Source organism: Citrobacter sp. C5_2 (genome assembly GCF_014596845.2).
GTDB lineage: Bacteria > Pseudomonadota > Gammaproteobacteria > Enterobacterales > Enterobacteriaceae > Citrobacter > Citrobacter werkmanii.
Window position 1 is genome coordinate 5,006,339 of record NZ_CP115032.1, and the last position, 22,981, is coordinate 5,029,319.

Sequence of the window (22,981 nt, forward strand, 5' to 3'; positions counted from 1 at the left end):
TTATCCGGCCTACGGCTTCGCTTTCGCCTTTGCCATCATCGCCCGAATATTGGCAATACTGGCCTGCCCTTTTTGCATCCGTTCCTCAGCGCTTACCACTTTACGCTCCTGTTCCCAGATAACGTCATCCTGTGGCAGTTCTAACAGGAAACGGCTCGGTTCCGGGCGTACCAGCTCACCGTACTGACGGCGTTCTTTACACAGGGTAAAGATGAGCTCTTTCTGCGCGCGAGTAATCCCTACGTAAGCCAGACGACGCTCTTCATCGATATTGTCTTCATCAATGCTGCTCTGGTGCGGCAAAAATCCTTCTTCCATTCCCACCATAAACACGTACGGGAACTCCAGCCCTTTCGAAGCATGCAGCGTCATCAACTGCACCTGATCCAGTTCTTCTTCGCTCTCTCCGCGCTCCATCATGTCACGCAGGGTAAAACGAGTAACCACCTGGGTCAGGGTCATTGGCTCTTCCAGCTCGCTGCCTTCCAGCATCTCTGTCATCCAGCTAAACAGCGTGTTAACGTTCTTCATGCGCATTTCTGCCGCTTTCGGACTCGGCGAGGTTTCATACAGCCAGGACTCGTAATCAATGCCGTGGATAAGATCGCGCACGGCCGCAACGGGCTCACGCTCTGCCAGGCGCTGAATTTCACCCAACCAGTGCGTAAAACGGGTCAGTGAATCATATCCGCGTCCGGTCAGCGTCGAGCTCAGGCCCATGTCAAAACTGGCGGTAAACAGGCTTTTATTACGCGTCATCGCCCATTCACCCAATTTCTGCAGCGTCGCCGGGCCAATCTCGCGCTTCGGCGTATTAACGATGCGCAGGAACGCGCTGTCGTCATCCGGGTTGCTGAGTACGCGTAGATAGGCCAGCAAGTCTTTAATCTCCGGACGAGAGAAGAACGAGGTACCGCCGGAAATTTTGTACGGGATGCGGTTCTGCATCAGGAATTTTTCAAACACCCGCGACTGATGGTTGCCGCGATACAGAATCGCATAGTCCTTATACTGCGTCTTATTGACGAAGTGATGGGCAATCAGTTCACCGGTGACGCGCTCCGCTTCATGCTCTTCGTTATTGGCGCTCAATACCTTAAGCTCCGCACCATAGCCCAGCTCAGAAAAGAGCCGCTTTTCAAACACATGCGGGTTATTAGCGATAAGAATATTCGCCGCCTTGAGAATGCGCCCGGAGGAGCGGTAGTTTTGCTCCAGTTTAACCACCTGTAAGGTCGGGAAGTCTTTGCTCAGCAGCACCAGGTTCTGCGGACGCGCGCCGCGCCAGGAGTAGATCGACTGATCGTCATCGCCCACGACGGTGAAGCGTGCCCGTTTCCCCACCAGCAACTTCACCAGCTCGTACTGACTGGTGTTGGTGTCCTGATATTCATCCACCAGCAGATAGCGGATTTTATTCTGCCAGCGCTCGCGCACTTCTTCATTGCGCTGAAGCAGCAGCGTCGGGAGCAGGATCAGATCGTCAAAATCGAGAACGTTACACGCCTTCATATGGGCGTCATACAAACCGTAGCAGTGGGCAAAAATACGATCGCGTTCGCCCTTCGCGCTGGCCGCCGCCTGCGCCGGGGTCATCAGATCGTTTTTCCAGTTGGAGATCGTCGAGATCAGCTGTTGGAGAATAAGCTTATCGTCTTCAATTAGCCCTTCGGTCAGCTCCTTAAGCAGGGCCACCTGGTCGGTATCGTCAAACAGCGAGAAGTTCGACTTCATCCCCAGCGCCGCATATTCGCGCTTAATGACATCCAGTCCCAGTGTGTGGAAAGTGGAGATCATCAACCCGCGTGCTTCTTTACGCCCCAGCGTTTTCGCCACGCGCTCTTTCATCTCGCGCGCAGCCTTATTGGTAAAGGTTACGGCCGCAATATGTCGTGCCTGGTAGCCACATTCACGAATCAGATGCGCGATTTTATTGGTGATAACACGCGTCTTACCGGAACCAGCTCCCGCCAGCACCAGGCAAGGTCCGGTGACGAATTCGACGGCTTGTTGTTGTCCGGGGTTCAAACGCATAGAGGATTGCTCAATCTGTAAACACGGGGAGGTGGATTGTAGCAGAAAGAGGGGGAGAAAGAGTAACTGGCTACCCCTGCGGGTAGCCAGAAAATCGGGTCAATCAGGAGACCGTCGCGGCAAGCGGTGTATAGCCATTTCGCTGCGCACTTTTGATCCAGCCGTACGCTCCCATGACAGCAATCGCAGTCAGGAGGACATACTCAAGCGACATGGCGTAAACGCCCTGCACCGCGTATATAACCACGCTAATGACATCGATAAGTACCCATAGCAGCCAGTTTTCAACATATTTACGCGTCATCAGTACCATGGCCGCAATCGACAATACCAGCATGGTGGAATCCCAGAACGGGAAGGCATCGGGCTGAAGGTCAGGCATAGCGACCTGCATACCAAATGTTTGCAGCAGAGCAATCATGATGCGAGTGAGCGCCGAAAACACCGGGTCGATAAACAGCGTCATCAGAACTATCGCCACCGCGCATACGCCGCCCAGTACCAGGGTTTGCTGGCGGGAAAGCCAACGTACTTTGAGCGCAGCTTCCTGCGCCTCGTTTTGCCGGCTCCACGCATACCAGCCGTAAATGTTAGCGGCGAAGAAAAACACCTGCAGCAGCAGGCTGGCATAGAGCTGAATCTGGAAGAAAATCGCCGCAAACAACGTGACGTTAATCAAGCCAAACAGGTAATTGATGATTTTTTCCCGGCTGGCACACCAGATACATAACAGACCAAATACGGTACCAATGGCTTCAATCCACGATAGCGCATACCCGCCTTCGCCGAGAGGAATGTTGACCATCACATTGTTAATGCTAAAAAAGTCCATCACTGACCTCCTGACTGGCTGACGGAATAAATGGCGCGGAGCGCCAGGGCAATTTGCCGTTCTTCACCCTGCTGGCACAACGCGTCCTGCTGGACATAATCATTGATGCTGCTATCCAGACAACCGTTGTGGGCCACCACCACGTTGAGTAATGACGCCGTACGTAACCCTCGCAGCGCGCCGATAGTCATCAGAGCGGCGCTCTCCATATCCGCGCCCAGAACGCCGAGCGCCGACCACTGCGCATCCAGTTCTGCTTCCCGATCGGTATAAAAACTGTCGTGGCTACGCACCAGGCCGCACACGGCGGGGATATTCATCTGGCGAGCCTGCGCCATCAGTTCCCAGGTTAACTGCGGGTCGGCGCAGGCCGGATAGCCTGCTGGCGCATAGGTACGGCTGGTCCCGTCATCCGTTACTGCGGCATGGGCGATAATCACGTCACCGAGCGCAAGATTATCCTGCAACGCCCCACAGCTACCGATACGAATCAGGGTTGTTAGGCCGATCTGGCGCAGTTCTTCAATGGCAATCGCCGTAGACGGCCCACCGATCCCGGTAGAGAGCACCAAAATCTCGACGCCCTGATACCAACCTCGCGCGGCGCGAAACTCCCGGTTTTGACCAAGCTGTTCTGGGTTATCAAGAAAATTGACGATGCGGTCTACCCGCAACGGATCGCCCGGCAGCAGCGCATAGCGTGCGCCGGTCATCTCCTTGCTTAACTGGATATGGGGTTGCAGCGACATTCTCGCGCCTCCTTCACTCTTGCGGTTATCCGATATCAGCCTCCTGCTTTAACTTTTCAGGGACAAACAACACAATGCTTTCACCATCGGTATCAATAATCTGTAACGCTTTCAGATCATGTAAAATACGATTAATACTACGGGTCGTCGCCGCCAGCTCCTCGCTGAGGTTTAGCTTATCCAGCAAGATTGCGTTGGTGCCATCTTGTTGATAACGCAGCCATAACGCCTGACATACTCGCTGATGCAGCGAGTAAAGATTGTCGCTGCTGGCCTTTTTTGACAGCTGATAATATTGCTGACTAAAGAAGCGCAGCATCCGCTGGTTAAAATGGTTATCTAAGGCCAGCCAGCGGCAAAAATATTCCTGCGACAAACTCAGGAGCTGCACATGCCCTACCGCCACCACCGAACAGATGTAATGACGTGACTCAAAGATCTCGAGCTCGCCCAGCATGTCGCCTTTCCGGTAGCGGGCCTGACGATAACGACGTCCATCTTCAGCCTCATAGAACACATCCACTTCGCCGGCAATAATCAGCGAAAAGCGCTGACATATTTCCCCCTGCCGGCAAATAAAGTCTCCACGCGGGATCTCTTCAAAGCGCCATTGCTGCATGATTTCCAGAGGGCAATATTTCAGTAATTCATAAAGCTGTGGATCGCGAACAATATCACTAAGCCCGGAAAGCCAGCCGACTGAAAATTCAGGTTTTTTCATTGTATCCATGTTATCTCGCTCCACAGCGGTAGGGACAGGACGGCTGTCCGTGACAAGAAGGAACAGGACAGATAAAAATGTCGCTCATCTCTCGCTTCCATACATCAGGCGAGACATCTGTCCCGTGATGGCGAAGAGTATATGTTCACGGCGAAGGCGGATGATAAAGTAACGAGATATCTTTGAGACATGAGAACAAAATAATGGCTAAGAGCGCGGCAGCCCTGCACATCCTGGTAAAAGAAGAAAAACTTGCTCTGGAGATCCTGAGCAAGCTGGATCGCGGTATTAGCTTCGATCACCTGGCAAAACGCTACTCTCGCTGCCCATCCGGGCGCAACGGCGGCGATTTGGGTGAGTTCAAACAGGGGATGATGGTCGGGCCATTTGATGCCGCCGTGTTTAGCTGCCCACTGCTTAAACCTTACGGGCCGGTCAAAACCAAATTCGGCTATCACATCATCAAGGTGCTGTATCGCCGATAAGCCATGCTAAAATCGCCAGCCTTATATATTCCCTTTTGAAGGCACGATCATGGCAAAAACAGCAGCAGCAGTGCATATCCTTGTAAAAGAAGAGAAACTGGCACTGGATCTTCTGGAGCAGATTAAAAACGGCGCCGACTTCGGCAAACTGGCTAAGAAGCATTCCATCTGCCCATCGGGCAAACGCGGCGGCGATTTAGGTGAATTCCGTCAGGGCCAGATGGTGCCGGCGTTCGACAAAGTGGTCTTCTCCTGCCCGGTGCTGGAGCCAACCGGCCCGCTGCACACCCAGTTCGGTTACCACATCATTAAAGTGCTGTACCGCAACTAATAAAAAGCCCGGTGTTTAAACACCGGGCTTTTTTATCGGATGGCGCTACGCTTATCCAGCCTACATAATGGTCACTTTATTGTAGGCCGGATAAGGCGTTCACGCCGCCATCCGGCGATTCCAGAAGCCTCTTATCCAGCTACTGCAATGCGCTTCATATCAGTCATGTAGCCACGCAGTTTCTGGCCCACTTTCTCGATAGCATGACCGCGAATTGCGTCGTTCACGTCGCGCAGCTGCGCGTTGTCTACCGCGCCTTCGGCAATCGCTTTGCCCAGATCGCCGGTCTGCAGCGTGGTCATGAACTCTTTCAGCAGCGGTACGCAAGCGTAAGAGAACAGGTAGTTACCGTATTCTGCGGTATCGGAGATAACGACGTTCATTTCATACAGGCGCTTACGGGCGATGGTGTTGGCAATCAGCGGCAGTTCGTGCAGTGATTCGTAGTAAGCAGATTCTTCGATGATGCCGGAATCGACCATGGTTTCGAACGCCAGCTCAACGCCCGCTTTCACCATCGCAATCATCAGCACGCCTTTATCGAAGTACTCCTGCTCGCCGATTTTACCTTCATACTGCGGCGCGGTTTCGAACGCGGTTTTGCCGGTCTCTTCACGCCAGGTCAGCAGTTTCTTATCGTCGTTGGCCCAGTCAGCCATCATGCCGGAAGAGAATTCGCCGGAGATGATGTCATCCATATGCTTCTGGAACAGCGGCGCCATGATCTCTTTCAGCTGTTCAGACAGCGCGTAAGCACGCAGTTTCGCCGGGTTAGACAGACGGTCCATCATCAGGGTGATACCACCCTGCTTCAGCGCTTCGGTGATAGTTTCCCAGCCGAACTGAATCAGTTTTTCGGCGTATGCCGGGTCGGTGCCTTCTGCCACCAGCTTGTCGAAGCACAGCAGAGAACCGGCCTGCAGCATGCCGCACAGGATGGTCTGCTCGCCCATCAGGTCAGATTTCACTTCCGCCACGAAAGAAGATTCCAGTACGCCCGCACGGTGACCGCCAGTGGCCGCAGCCCAGGCTTTAGCAATCGCCATACCTTCGCCTTTCGGATCGTTTTCCGGGTGAACGGCGATCAGCGTCGGAACACCGAAACCACGTTTGTACTCTTCGCGCACTTCGGTACCCGGGCATTTCGGCGCCACCATCACTACGGTGATATCTTTACGGATCTGCTCGCCTACTTCGACGATGTTGAAGCCGTGAGAGTAACCCAGCGCCGCGCCATCTTTCATCAGCGGCTGTACGGAACGCACCACGTCAGAGTGCTGTTTGTCCGGCGTCAGGTTAACCACCAGGTCCGCCTGCGGGATCAGCTCTTCGTAGGTCCCCACTTTAAAACCGTTTTCGGTCGCTTTACGCCAGGAAGCACGCTTCTCAGCAATGGCTTCTTTACGCAGGGCGTAGGCGATATCCAGACCGGAGTCACGCATGTTCAGGCCCTGGTTGAGACCCTGAGCGCCACAGCCGACGATGACCACTTTTTTACCCTGAAGGTAGCTCGCGCCGTCGGCGAATTCGTCGCGGCCCATAAAGCGGCATTTACCCAGCTGCGCCAGCTGCTGGCGCAGATTCAGTGTATTAAAGTAGTTAGCCATGATGGTGTACTCCGTGATGTTGTGTGTCGTTACTCTATGGATTTCGAGTTACAGGAAGGCGGCAAGACAGCGATTCCCCGGGAGCTTACTCAAGTAAGTGACTGGGGTGAGCTGACGCAGCTAACGTGCCTGCAACTTGAAAGACGACGAGTATATTGTTCGGTTCGCGTTTCAGCGAGAATGTACCCACATTACAACAGGAAATTTATTGCGGAAATTGATATATTCACAACGTTACGTTGCAATTTATGCAATATAGAACCGTGAGGTGAAATAGGTGGATTTACGCGATCTGAAAACCTTCCTGCATCTGGCGGAAAGCCGCCACTTTGGCCGCAGCGCGCGGGCGATGCACGTCAGCCCCTCCACGCTCTCCCGGCAAATTCAGCGGCTGGAAGAGGACCTCGGTCAGGCGCTGTTTGTGCGTGATAACCGCACGGTCACGCTGACCGAAGCAGGGGAAGAACTGCGGGTATTTGCCCAGCAAACGTTGTTGCAGTATCAGCAACTGCGCCACACCCTCGATCAGCAGGGGCCATCACTTTCTGGTGAACTGCACATTTTCTGTTCGGTGACGGCGGCTTATAGCCATCTGCCGCCGATCCTCGATCGTTTTCGCGCCGAGCATCCCTCCGTCGAAATTAAGCTCACCACCGGCGACGCCGCCGACGCCATGGACAAAGTGGTCACCGGCGAGGCCGATCTGGCGATTGCCGGTAAGCCGGAAACGCTGCCCGGCGCGGTGGCGTTTTCCATGCTGGAGAATCTGGCGGTGGTGCTGATCGCCCCGGCGCTGCCCTGCCCGGTGCGTAATCAGGTTTCGGTTGATAAGCCCGACTGGTCAACCGTGCCGTTTATCATGGCCGACCAGGGGCCGGTGCGCCGTCGCATTGAGCTGTGGTTCCGTCGCCACAAAATCAGTAACCCGCAGATTTACGCCACCGTCGGCGGCCATGAAGCGATGGTCTCGATGGTGGCGCTAGGCTGCGGCGTGGCGCTGCTGCCGGAAGTGGTGCTGGAAAACAGCCCGGAACCGGTGCGCAATCGCGTGATGATTTTAGAGCGCAGCGACGAAAAAACGCCGTTTGAACTGGGCGTCTGCGCGCCGAAAAAGCGGCTGCATGAGCCGCTGATCGATGCCTTCTGGAAGATTGTGCTGGAGCGCAAAATCGCCGAGTAGCGCCAGCGTCTGGCCTAAAATCAGTGGTAGATTCAGTATTGGCACTCCTTTTCTGTATAATGTCCCGTGCCATAATAGATGTGGGGGGCTTGTTAACCATGTCGTTAAGCAAGCCAGAACAGACGGTGTCATTGCGCACTTGACAGCGAAAATACAAACTTAATTAGCCATCATTATGATAATCAAACCAAAAATTCGTGGATTCATCTGTACAACGACCCATCCGACTGGCTGCAAAGTCAATGTGGAAAAACAGATCGAGTACGTTAAGCAAAACGGGAAAATTGAGAACGGTCCTTCCCGCGTGCTGGTGATCGGTGCTTCCACCGGTTACGGCCTGGCATCCAGAATTTCCGCCGCCTTTGGCAGCGGTGCCGCCACTATCGGCGTATTTTTTGAAAAACCGGGCACGGAAACCAAACCAGGTTCCGCGGGCTGGTATAACTCTGCCGCCTTCGATGAAGCCGCTAAGCGTGAAGGTCTGTACTCCAAAAGCATCAACGGCGACGCGTTCTCTGACGAGTGCCGCGATGAAGTTATCAAACTGATCAAAGAAGATCTGGGCCAGATCGACCTGGTGGTTTACTCACTGGCGTCCCCGGTGCGTAAAATGCCGAAAACAGGCGAAATCGTTCGTTCTGCGCTGAAGCCGATCGGCGAGGTTTACACCTCTAAAGCGATTGATACCAACAAAGATCAGATCATCACCGCCAGCATTGAGCCGGCAACCGAAGAAGAAGTTCAGAACACCGTTACCGTCATGGGCGGCGAAGACTGGGAACTGTGGATGGGTGCGCTGAGCGAAGCAGGCGTGCTGGCTGACGGCGTGAAAACCGTGGCTTATTCCTACATCGGTACCGACCTGACCTGGCCAATCTACTGGCACGGCGCGCTGGGCAAAGCGAAAGAAGACCTCGACCGCGCGGCGGGTGAACTGCGTAAGCAGCTGGCACCGCTCAACGGTTCCGCTAACGTTGCCGTCCTGAAATCGGTTATCACGCAGGCATCTTCTGCTATTCCGGTGATGCCGCTGTACATCTCCATGGTCTTCAAGCTGATGAAAGAGCAAGGCATTCACGAAGGTTGCATCGAGCAGATCAACCGTCTGATGACCACCAGCCTGTACGGCGATAAAGTGGCGCTGGATGACAATCAACGCATCCGTATGGATGACTGGGAACTGCGTGACGATATTCAGCAAGCCTGCCGCGACCTGTGGCCGCTGATCACCACCGAAAACCTGACGCAGGAAACTGACTATGCAGGTTACAAGCAGGAATTCCTGAACCTGTTCGGTTTTGCCCTCGACGGTGTGGATTACGATGCGGACGTGAACACCGAAGTCGAATTCGAAGTCATCACGCTGTAATACTCTGATTCAGATATAAAAAAGGGTTCATGTCTCCATGAACCCTTTTTTTATGGCCGCCGTTAGCCCGCGAGGAAGAAGCGGAACGCCGGGTTATTCGTCTCGTCGTGGCACTCATAGCCCAGTTCATTGAGCCGGGTTTCAAAGTCCGGTTCATTCTCGCCCAGTTCAAACGCCGCCAGTACACGGCCATAGTCGGTACCGTGGCTACGGTAGTGGAATAGCGAGATATTCCAGTGCGTTCCCAGGGTGTAGAGGAACTTCAGCAGCGCGCCCGGCGATTCCGGGAACTCAAAGCTATAAAGGCGCTCTTGCAACGGCTTAGAAGGACGGCCGCCGACCATATAGCGCACATGCAACTTGGCCATTTCATCGTCTGACAGATCCACTACGCTGTAACCGCCGTCTTTGAGTAGGCTAAGGATTTCCTTGCGCTCCTCAACGCCACGGCTCAGCCGCACGCCCACGAAGATGCAGGCATCTTTGGCGTCGGCAAAGCGGTAGTTGAACTCGGTCACCGAACGCCCGCCCAGCAGTTGGCAGAACTTTAGGAAGCTGCCCTTCTCTTCCGGAATCGTCACCGCCAGTAGCGCCTCGCGCTGTTCGCCCAGCTCGCAGCGTTCGGAAACGTAGCGCAGACCATGGAAGTTCACATTAGCGCCGGACAGCACATGCGCCAGACGTTCGCCGCGAATATTGTGCTGGGCGATGTATTTCTTCATCCCCGCCAGCGCCAGCGCCCCGGAAGGTTCCGCCACCGCGCGTACATCTTCAAACAGGTCTTTCATTGCCGCGCAGATAGCGTCGCTATCGACTGTGATAATGTCGTCGAGATACTCCTGGCACAGACGGAAGGTTTCATCGCCGATGCGTTTGACCGCCACACCTTCAGCAAAGAGACCTACGCGTGGCAGATCCACCGGATGACCGGCATCCAGCGCCGCTTTCAGGCAGGCTGAATCTTCGGCTTCGACAGCGATCACTTTGATCTGCGGCATCAGCTGTTTAATCAGCACCGCCACGCCCGCCGCTAACCCGCCACCGCCCACCGGCACAAAGACGCGGTCAAGATGAGCATCCTGCTGAAGTAACTCCAGCGCCAGCGTGCCCTGCCCGGCAATCACCATCGGGTGATCAAACGGCGGTACCCAGGTAAAGCCCTGCTGCCGGGAAAGCTCAATCGCTTTGGCTTTAGCTTCATCAAAATTCGCGCCGTGCAGCAGAACTTCACCGCCGAAGCCGCGAACGGCGTCGACTTTGATATCCGCGGTCGCCACCGGCATCACAATCAGCGCCTTCACGCCTAATCGCGCAGAGGAGAAAGCCACACCCTGGGCGTGATTACCTGCCGATGCGGTAATGACGCCATGCGCTTTTTGCTCTTCAGTCAGGCCTGCCATCATCGCGTAGGCCCCGCGCAGCTTGAAGCTGTGCACCGGCTGTCTGTCTTCGCGCTTGACCAGAATCACGTTATCGAGGCGCGAAGAGAGTTTTTCCATTTTTTGTAGCGGCGTTACCTGCGCCGCTTCGTATACCGGCGCACGCAGCACCGCTCTGAGATACTCGGCGCCCTCAGGGGCACCGGACAGGGGTTGTGAATCCGCCATGGTCATTAACCTCCCAGTTTCGATTTATCGCGCACCGCGCCTTTGTCGGCACTGGTAGCCAGGCTGGCATAGGCGCGAAGGGCAAAGGAGACCTGACGCTCACGGTTCTTCGGCGTCCACGCCTGATCGCCGCGGGCTTCCTGCGCTTCACGACGGGCGGCGATTTCCGCATCACTCAGTTGCAGTTGAATACCGCGATTCGGGATATCGATAGCAATCATATCGCCGTCTTCGATGATCGCGATGTTGCCGCCGCTGGCCGCTTCCGGGGAAACGTGGCCGATAGACAGGCCGGAGGTGCCGCCGGAGAAGCGGCCATCGGTGATCAGCGCACAGGCTTTACCGAGGCCCATTGATTTCAGGAACGTGGTTGGGTAGAGCATTTCCTGCATGCCCGGCCCGCCTTTCGGCCCTTCGTAGCGAATCACCACCACGTCGCCTTCGACCACTTTACCGCCGAGGATAGCCTCAACCGCCTCGTCCTGGCTTTCGTAGACTTTCGCCGGGCCGGTAAATTTGAGAATACTGTCGTCAACACCTGCGGTTTTTACGATACAGCCATTTTCCGCGAAGTTGCCGTACAGCACCGCCAGACCGCCATCCTTGCTGTAAGCGTGCTCCAGCGAGCGGATACAGCCTTCGGCGCGATCGTCATCCAGCGTATCCCAACGGCAATCCTGCGAGAACGCCTGGGTGGTGCGGATACCCGCCGGACCAGCGCGGAACATTTTTTTGACCGCCTCATCCTGGGTCACGGCGATGTCGTACTGCTCCAGCGTCTGCGGCAGAGAGAGACCAAGGACGTTTTTCACGTTGCGGTTCAGCAGCCCAGCACGATCCAGCTCACCTAAAATGCCCAAGACGCCGCCGGCGCGGTGAACGTCTTCCATATGGTATTTCTGCGTACTTGGCGCCACTTTACACAGCTGCGGCACTTTACGAGACAGCTTGTCGATATCACTCATGGTGAAGTCGATTTCCGCTTCCTGCGCCGCCGCCAGCAGATGCAGAACGGTGTTAGTGGAACCACCCATCGCGATATCCAGCGTCATGGCATTCTCAAACGCTGCTTTGCTGGCAATGTTGCGCGGCAACGCCGAGGCATCATCCTGCTCGTAATAACGTTTGGTCAGCTCAACGATGCGTTGACCTGCGGTGAGGAACAGCTCTTTACGGTCGGCGTGAGTGGCCAATAGCGAGCCGTTGCCCGGTTGTGACAGGCCCAGCGCTTCGGTCAGACAGTTCATCGAGTTGGCGGTGAACATCCCGGAGCAGGAGCCGCAGGTCGGACAGGCGGAACGTTCAACCTGCTCGCTCTGCGAGTCGGAGACTTTCGGGTCTGCGCCCTGAATCATCGCGTCAACCAGGTCGAGCTTGATGATTTTGTCGGAAAGCTTGGTTTTCCCGGCTTCCATCGGACCGCCAGAGACGAAGATCACTGGAATATTAAGACGCAGCGAGGCCATTAACATCCCGGGGGTGATTTTGTCGCAGTTGGAGATGCAGACCATCGCGTCGGCACAGTGGGCGTTAACCATGTACTCAACGGAGTCGGCGATCAGTTCGCGGGACGGCAGTGAATAAAGCATGCCCCCGTGGCCCATAGCGATACCGTCATCCACCGCGATGGTGTTGAACTCTTTCGCCACACCGCCTGAGGCTTCGATTTGTTCGGCAACCAGCTTACCGAGATCGCGCAGGTGTACGTGACCCGGCACGAACTGGGTAAAGGAGTTCACCACAGCGATAATCGGCTTACCGAAGTCGGCGTCGGTCATCCCGGTGGCGCGCCACAGTGCGCGGGCACCCGCCATATTGCGGCCGTGGGTGGTGGTGGCAGAACGATACTTAGGCATGCTTGTTTAACTCCCGTCTGTCTTTCCCCTGCATACTTCACGCCGCAGGTGCGTTGGCTGCCTCGCTCACCCCAGTCACTTACTACAATAAGCTCCTGGGACTTGCTGCGTTGCCGTCTTCCTGCAACGTGAATTATTTTGGGGAAATATTAATATTGTTATTGGTTTACTGAATCCAACCAGCCGTATTTGTCTTCCGTTTCACCGGTAAAGAGGCCGAAGAAGGCCTGCTGGATGCGTTTGGTGACCGGACCGCAGCGGCCTTCGCCTACCTGAATACCATCTACGCTGCGTACTGGCGTGATTTCCGCCGCGGTACCGGACATAAACACTTCGTCGGCCAGGTACAGCGATTCACGGGACAGCACCTGCTCACGCACTTCGATATCAAGATCTTTCGCCAGTTTAATGATGGCATCACGGGTGATACCCGGCAGCGCGGAAGAGGTAAATGGCGGGGTAAACAGAATGCCATCTTTAACTTCAAACAGGTTCTCGCCCGCGCCTTCGGAAATGTAGCCATTCACGTCCAGCGCAATACCTTCCTGATAACCATGACGACGCGCTTCGCTACCCACCAGCAGCGAAGACAGATAGTTACCGCCCGCTTTAGCAGCCGTAGGGATGGTGTTCGGCGCAACGCGGTTCCAGGAAGAAACCATCGCATCGATCCCCTGTTCCAGCGCTTCTGCGCCGAGGTATGCCCCCCACGGGAACGCGGCGATGATCACATCAGTGGTGTAACCCGCTGGCGGGTTAACGCCCATCCCGACATCGCCAACAAATACCAGCGGACGAATATAGGCGCTGGTCAGGTTGTTTTTGCGGATCACTTCGCGGCAGGCTTCCATCAGCTCATCAACGCTCTGAGAGACCGGAAAACGGTAGATCTTGGCTGAATCACGCAGACGCTGCATATGTTCACGATGACGGAACACCACCGGCCCTTTGTGAGAATCGTAGCAACGGATGCCTTCAAATACAGAAGTACCGTAGTGCAGAGCGTGGGACATCACGTGAACCTTCGCGTCTTCCCAACGAATCATCTCGCCATTAGACCAAATGTAATCAGCTTTTTTCGTCGTCATTTTTCTTCCTTTTGCGCTCAGGCGCGGATTTGTTGTGATGTGGTTGTGCTCTGGCAGATAGCAACATGTGCAACGTCTACCAGCTTACTTAACTGACTAAACAGTAAGTCGACCGACCGGGGGCTGGCAACGGTCAATTCGATATTTATATTCTGCGCATCGCTGGCGGCTGCCATATTCATGGAGCACACCTGAAAACCACGATGGCGTACCACGCGTAAAACACGTTCTAACGTTTCCGGATTGAAACGAGCCTCAACGGCGACCTGATGTTGCATCATGATAATTTCTCCAGCATTTCTGAGTTACTGGCGCCAGGCGGCACCAGAGGCCAGACATTCTCAAGTTCGTCGATTGAGACATGAAGCAGGTATGGCCCCTCGCTGTTCAGCATGGTGTCGAGTGCCGCTTCAACCTGGTCTTTACGGGTGATGTGCTGACCAGGTATGCCGAAGGCGCTGGCCAACATGAGAAAATCGGGGTTATCGGTAAGGGTGGTTTCGCTATAACGTTCCTGGAAAAACAGCTGCTGCCATTGTCGCACCATGCCCAAGCGCTGGTTGTCGAGTAAGACTATCTTCAGCGGCAACTGCCTGCGTTTTACGGTGCCCAGTTCTTGTACATTCATCATGAAAGAACCGTCACCGGAGATACAGATTACCGTATCATTCGGACGAGCCACCTGCGCGCCAACAGCAGCTGGCAGGCCAAAGCCCATCGTACCCAAACCGCTGGAGGTGATGAAATTTTCCGGGCGGGTGTAGGTCATATGCTGCGCGGACCACATTTGATGCTGACCAACATCCGTCGTCACCACGCTATCTGCTGGTTTGCGTTCAGACAGCTGTTTTAACAACAGCGGCGCGTAGATAGCGTCACCCGGATGATCATAGCGCCAGGCATGTTCTGCGCGCAGCTCTGCACAGGACTGACGCCATGCGTCGATCTTCAGCGGTTGTTGTAATGCCGGCAACAGCGAATTTAAATCGCCCTGCAACGCGACGTGTGCCTGACGCAGCTTATTCATTTCTGCCGGGTCGATATCCATATGGATGACGCTGGCGTTAGGCGCGAAAGTATTCAGCTTACCGGTTACCCGGTCATCAAAACGTGCGCCCACTGCGATCAGTAAATCACTCTCTTGCACCGCGAAATTCGCCGCCTTAGTACCGTGCATTCCCAGCATGCCCAAATAGTACGGGTAGTCCGCGTTTACTGCGCCCAGGCCTTTCAGCGTGCAAGCGACCGGTATTTGGGTAAGCGCGATAAACTCACGCAGGGCAGAGACCGCCTGCGCCATACCCACGCCACCACCTACGTACAGGATGGGTTTTTGCGCCTGAGCCAGCATTTTACGCGCCTGCTCAACGTCAGCATGTGGGAAAGTCTCTACGTTTCCGACGGTCGTGAAATACGGTTCCAGCGTACCGCTGGCTAACTGGATATCTTTTGGGATATCGACCAGAACGGGGCCCGGACGACCAGAGTTCGCCACGTCGAAAGCTTCTGCCATGATGCGCGGCAGTTCCTCCAGTGACTGCACCAGGAAACTGTGCTTGGTGCAAGACAGAGACATACCGAGAACGTCCACTTCCTGGAACGCATCCGTTCCGATGAAAGGTGATGCAACCTGGCCGGTGATCGCCACAACGGGGACAGAATCTAACAGCGCATCGGCAAGACCGGTGATCAGGTTGGTCGCGCCTGGGCCGGACGTAGCGATACAAACACCGGTTTTACCCGTAGCACGAGCATAACCAATCGCCGCCATCGCCGCGCCCTGCTCATGTCGACACAACAGGTGTTCTACGCCGCCGTCATATAACGCATCATAAACCGGCATAATTGCGCCACCGGGATAACCAAAGACGGTTTGAACCCCTTGTGCACGCAACGCATGTACCACCCACTGTGCCCCATTCATAGTTACATCCCCGCCGTAAATCTTGAGAAACAGAATTTTATGCTACCGTTCACTTTCTGCTCCTCGTGTATGTTTTTAAGGTCAAAAAAAACCCCCGGACCTTTCGGTGCGGGGGTCTTAGTTCGTTAAGGCTTGTTTTCTAAGCCTTTCCTCGTCCAAGTGCAGCCCCGCACGGTGGGATAATAATCACCACCACGCTAATCACGACCAGGCTAATCACTCGTAGAAGGGCTGTCATTTTTATATTTTCTTGCATCTTGTTCGAAGGAATACCTAAAGAGTTACCATAGAATTTGCAAATAACACAAGAATTTTTTTTATTCGTTTTTCTGACCCCGGTAACGGTTTTGATAAATCGCCTTGTTTTTTATATAAAAAATTAAAAAATGAAAATATTTCACGTTTCAGGTCATGCTTGAGCACACACTCCCCCGCGACAACACCTCATAAATACGTTTGCGAGCGTTATCCCTGGTTTCATGCAAAAGATTTAATTTGCAGAAAAATACGTGAATCAGCACCTAAAATCCGCGATAAAGTTAAATTTTGCCGTGATGCATTACCGCATAATGCCTTCATCAGGAGGGGTTATGTCACTATCGATTGTTCATACACGCGCCGCGCTTGGCGTGAATGCGCCAGCCATTACCATTGAGGTACATATCAGCAATGGTCTACCTGGTTTAACCATGGTGGGATTGCCAGAAACAACGGTGAAAGAGGCCCGCGATCGGGTTCGCAGTGCGATTATTAATAGTGGGTATGAATTCCCGGCGAAGAAGATAACCATTAACCTCGCTCCTGCCGATCTTCCCAAAGAAGGAGGGCGATATGATTTACCTATCGCAGTTGCGCTTCTGGCCGCTTCTGAGCAGCTTACAGCCCATAATCTCGATACCTACGAGCTGGTAGGCGAATTAGCGCTTACAGGCACGCTACGCGGCGTTCCAGGAGCGATTTCAAGCGCAACCGAAGCCATACGAGCAGGCAGGAGAATTATTGTCGCAAAAGAGAATGCCGCTGAAGTTGGACTGATACATGGTGAAGGGTGTCTGATTGCCGATCACCTACAGTCCGTATGCGCATTTCTCGAAGGGAAGCATGATTTAGACAGACCGTTATCTGCAGACTTCACGCCAGAGCCATTAGCCGATGATCTGAGCGATGTCATCGGTCAGGAACAAGGCAAACGCGGGTTGGAGCTCACTGCGGCTGGCGGTCACAACCTGCTGCTTATCGGCCCTCCGGGGACGGGAAAGACCATGCTGGCCAGTCGCCTCAGAGGACTACTTCCGCCGCTCAGCAACGATGAGGCACTAGAAAGTGCTGCGATACTCAGCCTGGTCAATTCCACTACGATACAAAAACAATGGAAGCAGCGCCCCTTTCGCTCACCGCATCACAGTGCTTCATTAACCGCCATGGTAGGTGGCGGGTCTATTCCTGCGCCGGGAGAGATCTCTCTGGCGCATAACGGCATACTATTTCTGGATGAATTACCTGAGTTTGAGCGACGCACGTTGGATGCCCTGCGTGAACCTATCGAGTCCGGGCAGATCCATTTATCCCGCACTCGGGCTAAAATAACCTACCCTGCACGCTTTCAACTCATTGCTGCAATGAATCCAAGCCCAACGGGTCATTATCAGGGGAACCATAACCGCTGCACCCCAGAGCAGACGCTGCGTTACCTCAATCGATTATCAGGACCGTTTCTTGACCGTTTCGATCTCTCCCTCGAAATCCCTTTGCCTCCGCCCGGCATACTCAGCCAGAGTGCGATGAAAGGGGAAGATAGCGCAACGGTGAAGCAACGCGTTATCGCCGCACAAGAGCGTCAGTATCGGCGGCAAAATAAGTTAAACGCGCATCTGGACAGTCAGGATATACATGAATATTGCCGACTTCGCAGTGATGATGCGCAGTGGCTTGAAGAGACATTAGCGCATCTCGGATTGTCTATCCGCGCCTGGCTGCGATTGATAAAGGTCGCCCGAACCATCGCGGATCTCGAGCAATGTGATCATATTACCCGTCAGCACTTGCAGGAGGCCGTTGGGTATAGGGCGATAGACAGGTTACTCATTCATTTGCAGAAACTACTGACATAAAAAAAGGGCTTTCGCCCTTTTTTTATTAATCATCAGATTCGGTGTAGTCTTCTGCACCTTCCACCTGAGGTTTCCCACCAGACAACGTATGGAAACGTTTTGGACGCTTAATACGCGTCATATACTTAGACCACACGCGTTCGGCTTCGGTAACCGGTTCACGTTCACCACGGCAAACCGCAACAAACAGTTTTTCTTCTTCCGTTACCGGCTCACGTTTGCCCAGATCCAGCTCGTTGAAAGCATAACCGTGACGCTCAAGCAGTTGTGCTTCTTTAATGGTGAAATCACCATGACGGGAGAATCCGCGGGGATAATATTTATTGTCGAAATATCGATTAGTCGTCGTAAAGCTTTCCGCCATCCTGCACGCTCCTAATTCTTTGGCCGAGCTATTTATGGCGCGGAGTATTAGTTACGCTTGACAGAGCGTCAAACAAAAGATTTAAATCATCACGACAAATAATTTTATGGAGCGAGTTGTGGATACGGAATTGTTAAAAACTTTCCTGGAGGTTAGCCGGACACGCCACTTTGGCAGGGCTGCTGAAGCGCTCTATTTGACCCAATCGGCGGTTAGTTTTCGGATCAGACAACTGGAAAATCAATTGGGTGTAAATCTATTCACCCGACACAGAAACAATATCCGTTTAACCGCGGCGGGTGAGAAATTATTGCCTTACGCTGAAACGCTGATGAACACATGGCAAGCAGCGCGCAAGGAGGTCGCGAATACCTCGCGGCATAACGAGTTTTCAATTGGTGCCAGCGCATCCCTTTGGGAATGTATGCTTAATGACTGGTTAAGGCGTTTGTATCAGTCACAGGAACCACAAACCAGCCTGCAGTTTGAAGCGAGAATCGCTCAACGGCAGTCGTTAGTAAAGCAGCTACATGAACGACAGCTTGATCTGCTGATCACCACCGAAACGCCCAAAATGGACGAATTTAGCAGCCAACTGTTGGGATATTTTACGCTGGCGCTCTATTGCAGTTCACCTTCACAAACCAAAGATGAACTGAATTACCTACGCCTGGAATGGGGACCCGATTTTCAACAACACGAAGCAGGACTGATCGCGGGGGATGAAGTGCCGGTACTTACCACCAGTTCGGCAGAACTGGCCAGGCAGCAACTTTCTGTCCTTAAGGGCTTTAGTTGGTTGCCCGTTAACTGGGCTAAAGCCAAAAGCGATCTACACACGGTTACCGACAGCACAACGCTGTCACGTCCTTTATATGCCGTCTGGCTGCAAAACAGCGACAAACATGCACTTATTTGCGATCTGCTAAGAACAAGTATTCTGGAAGATTAAAGAAAGCACTGGCAAGGATGCCGGAAGTAATACAGCAGAAAGGCACAGCTCAAATTGCAGATAAAAAAAATCCTTAGCAAGGATGCTAAGGATTGTTTCTGGCAGGGGCGGAGAGACTCGAACTCGCGACACCCGGTTTTGGAGACCGGTGCTCTACCAACTGAGCTACGCCCCTAAATTTTTTTATCATTAAGCCTGCTTAATAGCAGGCTTAATTTTCTAATAAGTGGCGGAACGGACGGGACTCGAACCCGCGACCCCCTGCGTGACAGGCAGGTATTCTAACCAACTGAACTACCGCTCCACCGAATTTCTTTGTCACCACCCGGATTTTCATCCCGGTTTACTGCAATTTGATGCCTGGCAGTTCCCTACTCTCGCATGGGGAGACCTCACACTACCATCGGCGCTACGGCGTTTCACTTCTGAGTTCGGCATGGGGTCAGGTGGGACCACCGCGCTACAGCCGCCAGGCAAATTCTGTTTATTAACCCGCTTTTTGCCGGTTAATCTTATCTGTATCAGGCTGAAAATCTGTCTTCTCAAATCCGCCAAAACACCTTCGGCGTTGTAAGGTTAAGCCTCACGGTTCATTAGTATCGGTTAGCTCAATGTATCGCTACACTTACACACCCGACCTATCAACGTCGTCGTCTTCAACGTTCCTTCAGGAGACTCTAAGTCTCAGGGAGAACTCATCTCGGGGCAAGTTTCGTGCTTAGATGCTTTCAGCACTTATCTCTTCCGCATTTAGCTACCGGGCAGTGCCATTGGCATGACAACCCGAACACCAGTGATGCGTCCACTCCGGTCCTCTCGTACTAGGAGCAGCCCCCCTCAATTCTCCAGCGCCCACGGCAGATAGGGACCGAACTGTCTCACGACGTTCTAAACCCAGCTCGCGTACCACTTTAAATGGCGAACAGCCATACCCTTGGGACCTACTTCAGCCCCAGGATGTGATGAGCCGACATCGAGGTGCCAAACACCGCCGTCGATATGAACTCTTGGGCGGTATCAGCCTGTTATCCCCGGAGTACCTTTTATCCGTTGAGCGATGGCCCTTCCATTCAGAACCACCGGATCACTAAGACCTGCTTTCGCACCTGCTCGAGCCGTCACTCTCGCAGTCAAGCTAGCTTATGCCTTTGCACTAACCTCCTGATGTCCGACCAGGATTAGCTAACCTTCGTGCTCCTCCGTTACTCTTTGGGAGGAGACCGCCCCAGTCAAACTACCCACCAGACACTGTCCGCAACCCGGATTACGGGCCCACGTTAGAACACCAGCCATTAAAGGGTGGTATTTCAAGGACGGCTCCATGCAGACTGGCGTCCACACTTCAAAGCCTCCCACCTATCCTACACATCAAGGACCAGTGTTCAGTGTCAAGCTATAGTAAAGGTTCACGGGGTCTTTCCGTCTTGCCGCGGGTACACTGCATCTTCACAGCGAGTTCAATTTCACTGAGTCTCGGGTGGAGACAGCCTGGCCATCATTACGCCATTCGTGCAGGTCGGAACTTACCCGACAAGGAATTTCGCTACCTTAGGACCGTTATAGTTACGGCCGCCGTTTACCGGGGCTTCGATCAAGAGCTTCTCCTTACGGATAACCCCATCAATTAACCTTCCGGCACCGGGCAGGCGTCACACCGTATACGTCCACTTTCGTGTTTGCACAGTGCTGTGTTTTTAATAAACAGTTGCAGCCAGCTGGTATCTTCGACTGATTTCAGCTCCATGAGTAAATCACTTCACCTACCTATCAGCGTGCCTTCTCCCGAAGTTACGGCACCATTTTGCCTAGTTCCTTCACCCGAGTTCTCTCAAGCGCCTTGGTATTCTCTACCTGACCACCTGTGTCGGTTTGGGGTACGATTTGATGTTACCTGATGCTTAGAGGCTTTTCCTGGAAGCAGGGCATTTGTCACTTCAGCACCGTAGTGCCTCGTCATCACACCTCAGCGTTAAAAGGTACCGGATTTACCTGGAACCTCCGCCTACATGCTTAAACCGGGACAACCGTCGCCCGGCCGACATAGCCTTCTCCGTCCCCCCTTCGCAGTAACACCAAGTACAGGAATATTAACCTGTTTCCCATCGACTACGCCTTTCGGCCTCGCCTTAGGGGTCGACTCACCCTGCCCCGATTAACGTTGGACAGGAACCCTTGGTCTTCCGGCGTGCGGGTTTTTCACCCGCATTATCGTTACTTATGTCAGCATTCGCACTTCTGATACCTCCAGCAACCCTCACAGGCCACCTTCAACGGCTTACAGAACGCTCCCCTACCCAACAACACATAGTGTCGCTGCCGCAGCTTCGGTGCATGGTTTAGCCCCGTTACATCTTCCGCGCAGGCCGACTCGACCAGTGAGCTATTACGCTTTCTTTAAATGATGGCTGCTTCTAAGCCAACATCCTGGCTGTCTGTGCCTTCCCACATCGTTTCCCACTTAACCATGACTTTGGGACCTTAGCTGGCGGTCTGGGTTGTTTCCCTCTTCACGACGGACGTTAGCACCCGCCGTGTGTCTCCCGTGATAACATTCTTCGGTATTCGCAGTTTGCATCGGGTTGGTAAGTCGGGATGACCCCCTAGCCGAAACAGTGCTCTACCCCCGAAGATGAATTCACGAGGCGCTACCTAAATAGCTTTCGGGGAGAACCAGCTATCTCCCGGTTTGATTGGCCTTTCACCCCCAGCCACAAGTCATCCGCTAATTTTTCAACATTAGTCGGTTCGGTCCTCCAGTTAGTGTTACCCAACCTTCAACCTGCCCATGGCTAGATCACCGGGTTTCGGGTCTATACCCTGCAACTTAACGCCCAGTTAAGACTCGGTTTCCCTTCGGCTCCCCTATACGGTTAACCTTGCTACAGAATATAAGTCGCTGACCCATTATACAAAAGGTACGCAGTCACACCCGAAGGTGCTCCCACTGCTTGTACGTACACGGTTTCAGGTTCTTTTTCACTCCCCTCGCCGGGGTTCTTTTCGCCTTTCCCTCACGGTACTGGTTCACTATCGGTCAGTCAGGAGTATTTAGCCTTGGAGGATGGTCCCCCCATATTCAGACAGGATACCACGTGTCCCGCCCTACTCTTCGAGTTCACAACCTGTGCATTTTTGTGTACGGGACTATCACCCTGTACCGTCGGACTTTCCAGACCGTTCCACTAACACACATGCTGATTCAGACTCTGGGCTGCTCCCCGTTCGCTCGCCGCTACTGGGGGAATCTCGGTTGATTTCTTTTCCTCGGGGTACTTAGATGTTTCAGTTCCCCCGGTTCGCTTCGTTAACCTATGTATTCAGTTAACGATAGTGTGACGAATCACACTGGGTTTCCCCATTCGGAAATCGCCGGTTATAACGGTTCATATCACCTTACCGGCGCTTATCGCAGATTAGCACGTCCTTCATCGCCTCTGACTGCCAGGGCATCCACCGTGTACGCTTAGTCGCTTAACCTCACAACCCGAAGATGTTTCACTTCTGATTGCGAAAATTTGAGAGACTCGAACACACCATTTATCTGTTCTTATTACGGAGAACAGACACAGTGTGTCGTTTCAATTTTCAGCTTGATCCAGATTTTTAAAGAGCAAATATCTCAAACATGACTCGCAAGTCAGTTTTGAGATATCAGGGTACGCGTCTTTCACTCACGAACCAGCAAGTGGCGTCCCCTAGGGGATTCGAACCCCTGTTACCGCCGTGAAAGGGCGGTGTCCTGGGCCTCTAGACGAAGGGGACACTGAAGTC

The 22,981-nt window shown here is 53.6% G+C and carries 18 protein-coding genes, 3 tRNA genes and 2 rRNA genes; 6 read left to right on the forward strand and 17 right to left on the reverse strand.

Annotation, left to right across the window (positions count from 1 at the left end; translation table 11 throughout):
• Positions 1–9: 9 nt before the first annotated feature.
• From rep to ICA20_RS24295, 4 genes are all read right to left on the reverse strand, one after another.
• The gene (gene rep / locus ICA20_RS24280) at positions 10–2,034 is read right to left on the reverse strand and encodes a DNA helicase Rep (RefSeq protein WP_038634584.1); all 2,025 of its coding nucleotides are present in this window, start codon (positions 2,032–2,034) and stop codon (positions 10–12) included.
• A 103-nt stretch (positions 2,035–2,137) separates the two neighbouring features.
• Entirely contained in the window at positions 2,138–2,866 is a 729-nt protein-coding gene (gene pnuC / locus ICA20_RS24285; protein ID WP_038634587.1) for a nicotinamide riboside transporter PnuC, read from the reverse strand.
• The gene (locus ICA20_RS24290) at positions 2,866–3,615 is read right to left on the reverse strand and encodes a nucleoside phosphorylase (RefSeq protein WP_038634590.1); all 750 of its coding nucleotides are present in this window, start codon (positions 3,613–3,615) and stop codon (positions 2,866–2,868) included. Before ICA20_RS24290 ends, pnuC begins: the two co-directional genes overlap by 1 nt.
• Positions 3,616–3,640: 25 nt before the next feature.
• Positions 3,641–4,345, reverse strand: a complete 705-nt coding sequence (locus ICA20_RS24295) for a Crp/Fnr family transcriptional regulator (protein WP_038634592.1) — start codon at positions 4,343–4,345, stop codon at positions 3,641–3,643.
• A gap of 194 nt (positions 4,346–4,539) precedes the next feature.
• Between ICA20_RS24295 and ppiC (ICA20_RS24300) the strand changes: the two genes are divergently transcribed.
• Complete coding sequence (gene ppiC / locus ICA20_RS24300; RefSeq protein ID WP_038634595.1) at positions 4,540–4,821, forward strand: peptidylprolyl isomerase PpiC; 282 nt, start codon at positions 4,540–4,542, stop codon at positions 4,819–4,821.
• Between the two features lie 49 nt (positions 4,822–4,870).
• Positions 4,871–5,152, forward strand: a complete 282-nt coding sequence (gene ppiC, locus ICA20_RS24305) for a peptidylprolyl isomerase PpiC (RefSeq protein ID WP_003017999.1) — start codon at positions 4,871–4,873, stop codon at positions 5,150–5,152.
• 131 nt (positions 5,153–5,283) lie between these two features.
• Here ppiC (ICA20_RS24305) and ilvC read toward each other — a convergent pair whose 3' ends face one another.
• A complete protein-coding gene (gene ilvC, locus ICA20_RS24310; RefSeq protein ID WP_038634598.1) occupies positions 5,284–6,759 on the reverse strand; it encodes a ketol-acid reductoisomerase in 1,476 nt (491 codons plus the stop codon).
• Between the two features lie 277 nt (positions 6,760–7,036).
• Between ilvC and ilvY the strand changes: the two genes are divergently transcribed.
• Positions 7,037–7,939, forward strand: a complete 903-nt coding sequence (gene ilvY / locus ICA20_RS24315; RefSeq protein ID WP_038634600.1) for an HTH-type transcriptional activator IlvY — start codon at positions 7,037–7,039, stop codon at positions 7,937–7,939.
• 175 nt (positions 7,940–8,114) lie between these two features.
• The gene (gene fabV / locus ICA20_RS24320; RefSeq protein WP_038634603.1) at positions 8,115–9,308 is read left to right on the forward strand and encodes an enoyl-ACP reductase FabV; all 1,194 of its coding nucleotides are present in this window, start codon (positions 8,115–8,117) and stop codon (positions 9,306–9,308) included.
• A 62-nt stretch (positions 9,309–9,370) separates the two neighbouring features.
• On the opposite strand, the gene ilvA is transcribed toward fabV, so the two are convergent.
• The 6 genes from ilvA to ilvL form a co-directional block, all read right to left on the reverse strand.
• Positions 9,371–10,915: a threonine ammonia-lyase, biosynthetic gene (ilvA, locus tag ICA20_RS24325; protein WP_038642902.1), complete on the reverse strand. Its 1,545-nt coding sequence runs from the start codon at positions 10,913–10,915 to the stop codon at positions 9,371–9,373.
• Positions 10,916–10,920: 5 nt separating this feature from the next.
• Positions 10,921–12,771 carry a dihydroxy-acid dehydratase gene (ilvD, locus tag ICA20_RS24330; RefSeq protein WP_038634606.1) on the reverse strand — a complete coding sequence of 617 codons (1,851 nt, stop codon included), beginning with the start codon at positions 12,769–12,771 and terminating at the stop codon, positions 10,921–10,923.
• A gap of 158 nt (positions 12,772–12,929) precedes the next feature.
• Positions 12,930–13,859: a branched-chain amino acid transaminase gene (locus ICA20_RS24335; protein WP_003829030.1), complete on the reverse strand. Its 930-nt coding sequence runs from the start codon at positions 13,857–13,859 to the stop codon at positions 12,930–12,932.
• Positions 13,860–13,876: 17 nt separating this feature from the next.
• Complete coding sequence (ilvM, locus tag ICA20_RS24340; protein WP_038634609.1) at positions 13,877–14,140, reverse strand: acetolactate synthase 2 small subunit; 264 nt, start codon at positions 14,138–14,140, stop codon at positions 13,877–13,879.
• Complete coding sequence (gene ilvG, locus ICA20_RS24345; RefSeq protein ID WP_038634612.1) at positions 14,137–15,783, reverse strand: acetolactate synthase 2 catalytic subunit; 1,647 nt, start codon at positions 15,781–15,783, stop codon at positions 14,137–14,139. The genes ilvM and ilvG overlap by 4 nt, the downstream gene beginning before the upstream one ends.
• A gap of 139 nt (positions 15,784–15,922) precedes the next feature.
• Positions 15,923–16,021 carry an ilv operon leader peptide gene (ilvL, locus tag ICA20_RS24350; RefSeq protein ID WP_001311244.1) on the reverse strand — a complete coding sequence of 33 codons (99 nt, stop codon included), beginning with the start codon at positions 16,019–16,021 and terminating at the stop codon, positions 15,923–15,925.
• 352 nt (positions 16,022–16,373) lie between these two features.
• On the opposite strand from ilvL, the gene ICA20_RS24355 reads away from it, so the two are divergent.
• Positions 16,374–17,894, forward strand: coding sequence for a YifB family Mg chelatase-like AAA ATPase (locus ICA20_RS24355; protein ID WP_038634615.1), 1,521 nt, complete (start codon positions 16,374–16,376; stop codon positions 17,892–17,894).
• Between the two features lie 25 nt (positions 17,895–17,919).
• On the opposite strand, the gene maoP is transcribed toward ICA20_RS24355, so the two are convergent.
• On the reverse strand, positions 17,920–18,258 hold the full coding sequence (gene maoP / locus ICA20_RS24360; protein ID WP_003018025.1) for a macrodomain Ori organization protein MaoP: 339 nt from the start codon (positions 18,256–18,258) through the stop codon (positions 17,920–17,922).
• 106 nt (positions 18,259–18,364) lie between these two features.
• Between maoP and hdfR the strand changes: the two genes are divergently transcribed.
• Positions 18,365–19,210, forward strand: a complete 846-nt coding sequence (gene hdfR / locus ICA20_RS24365) for an HTH-type transcriptional regulator HdfR (protein ID WP_087856748.1) — start codon at positions 18,365–18,367, stop codon at positions 19,208–19,210.
• A 99-nt stretch (positions 19,211–19,309) separates the two neighbouring features.
• Here hdfR and ICA20_RS24370 read toward each other — a convergent pair.
• From ICA20_RS24370 to ICA20_RS24390, 5 genes are all read right to left on the reverse strand, one after another.
• Positions 19,310–19,385: transfer RNA gene (locus ICA20_RS24370), tRNA-Trp, on the reverse strand.
• Between the two features lie 52 nt (positions 19,386–19,437).
• Positions 19,438–19,514: transfer RNA gene (locus ICA20_RS24375), tRNA-Asp, on the reverse strand.
• Positions 19,515–19,568: 54 nt separating this feature from the next.
• Positions 19,569–19,684 (reverse strand): 5S ribosomal RNA (rrf, locus tag ICA20_RS24380).
• Positions 19,685–19,782: 98 nt separating this feature from the next.
• Positions 19,783–22,687 (reverse strand): 23S ribosomal RNA (locus tag ICA20_RS24385).
• Positions 22,688–22,896: 209 nt separating this feature from the next.
• Positions 22,897–22,972 (reverse strand) — tRNA-Glu (locus ICA20_RS24390).
• Positions 22,973–22,981 lie beyond the last annotated feature (9 nt).

Bases quoted from the DNA above. Each gene is read 5' to 3' on its own strand.
- ICA20_RS24355 (WP_038634615.1), top strand. From the start codon at position 16,374: ATGTCACTATCGATTGTTCATACACGCGCCGCGCTTGGCGTGAATGCG.
- ilvA (WP_038642902.1), bottom strand. From the start codon at position 10,915: ATGGCGGATTCACAACCCCTGTCCGGTGCCCCTGAGGGCGCCGAGTAT.
- ilvM (WP_038634609.1), bottom strand. From the start codon at position 14,140: ATGATGCAACATCAGGTCGCCGTTGAGGCTCGTTTCAATCCGGAAACG.
- ilvD (WP_038634606.1), bottom strand. From the start codon at position 12,771: ATGCCTAAGTATCGTTCTGCCACCACCACCCACGGCCGCAATATGGCG.
- ICA20_RS24295 (WP_038634592.1), bottom strand. From the start codon at position 4,345: ATGGATACAATGAAAAAACCTGAATTTTCAGTCGGCTGGCTTTCCGGG.
- ppiC (WP_038634595.1), top strand. From the start codon at position 4,540: ATGGCTAAGAGCGCGGCAGCCCTGCACATCCTGGTAAAAGAAGAAAAA.
- fabV (WP_038634603.1), top strand. From the start codon at position 8,115: ATGATAATCAAACCAAAAATTCGTGGATTCATCTGTACAACGACCCAT.
- ppiC (WP_003017999.1), top strand. From the start codon at position 4,871: ATGGCAAAAACAGCAGCAGCAGTGCATATCCTTGTAAAAGAAGAGAAA.
- ilvG (WP_038634612.1), bottom strand. From the start codon at position 15,783: ATGAATGGGGCACAGTGGGTGGTACATGCGTTGCGTGCACAAGGGGTT.
- pnuC (WP_038634587.1), bottom strand. From the start codon at position 2,866: ATGGACTTTTTTAGCATTAACAATGTGATGGTCAACATTCCTCTCGGC.
- hdfR (WP_087856748.1), top strand. From the start codon at position 18,365: ATGGAGCGAGTTGTGGATACGGAATTGTTAAAAACTTTCCTGGAGGTT.
- ICA20_RS24335 (WP_003829030.1), bottom strand. From the start codon at position 13,859: ATGACGACGAAAAAAGCTGATTACATTTGGTCTAATGGCGAGATGATT.
- ilvL (WP_001311244.1), bottom strand. From the start codon at position 16,021: ATGACAGCCCTTCTACGAGTGATTAGCCTGGTCGTGATTAGCGTGGTG.
- rep (WP_038634584.1), bottom strand. From the start codon at position 2,034: ATGCGTTTGAACCCCGGACAACAACAAGCCGTCGAATTCGTCACCGGA.
- ilvC (WP_038634598.1), bottom strand. From the start codon at position 6,759: ATGGCTAACTACTTTAATACACTGAATCTGCGCCAGCAGCTGGCGCAG.
- maoP (WP_003018025.1), bottom strand. From the start codon at position 18,258: ATGGCGGAAAGCTTTACGACGACTAATCGATATTTCGACAATAAATAT.
- ICA20_RS24290 (WP_038634590.1), bottom strand. From the start codon at position 3,615: ATGTCGCTGCAACCCCATATCCAGTTAAGCAAGGAGATGACCGGCGCA.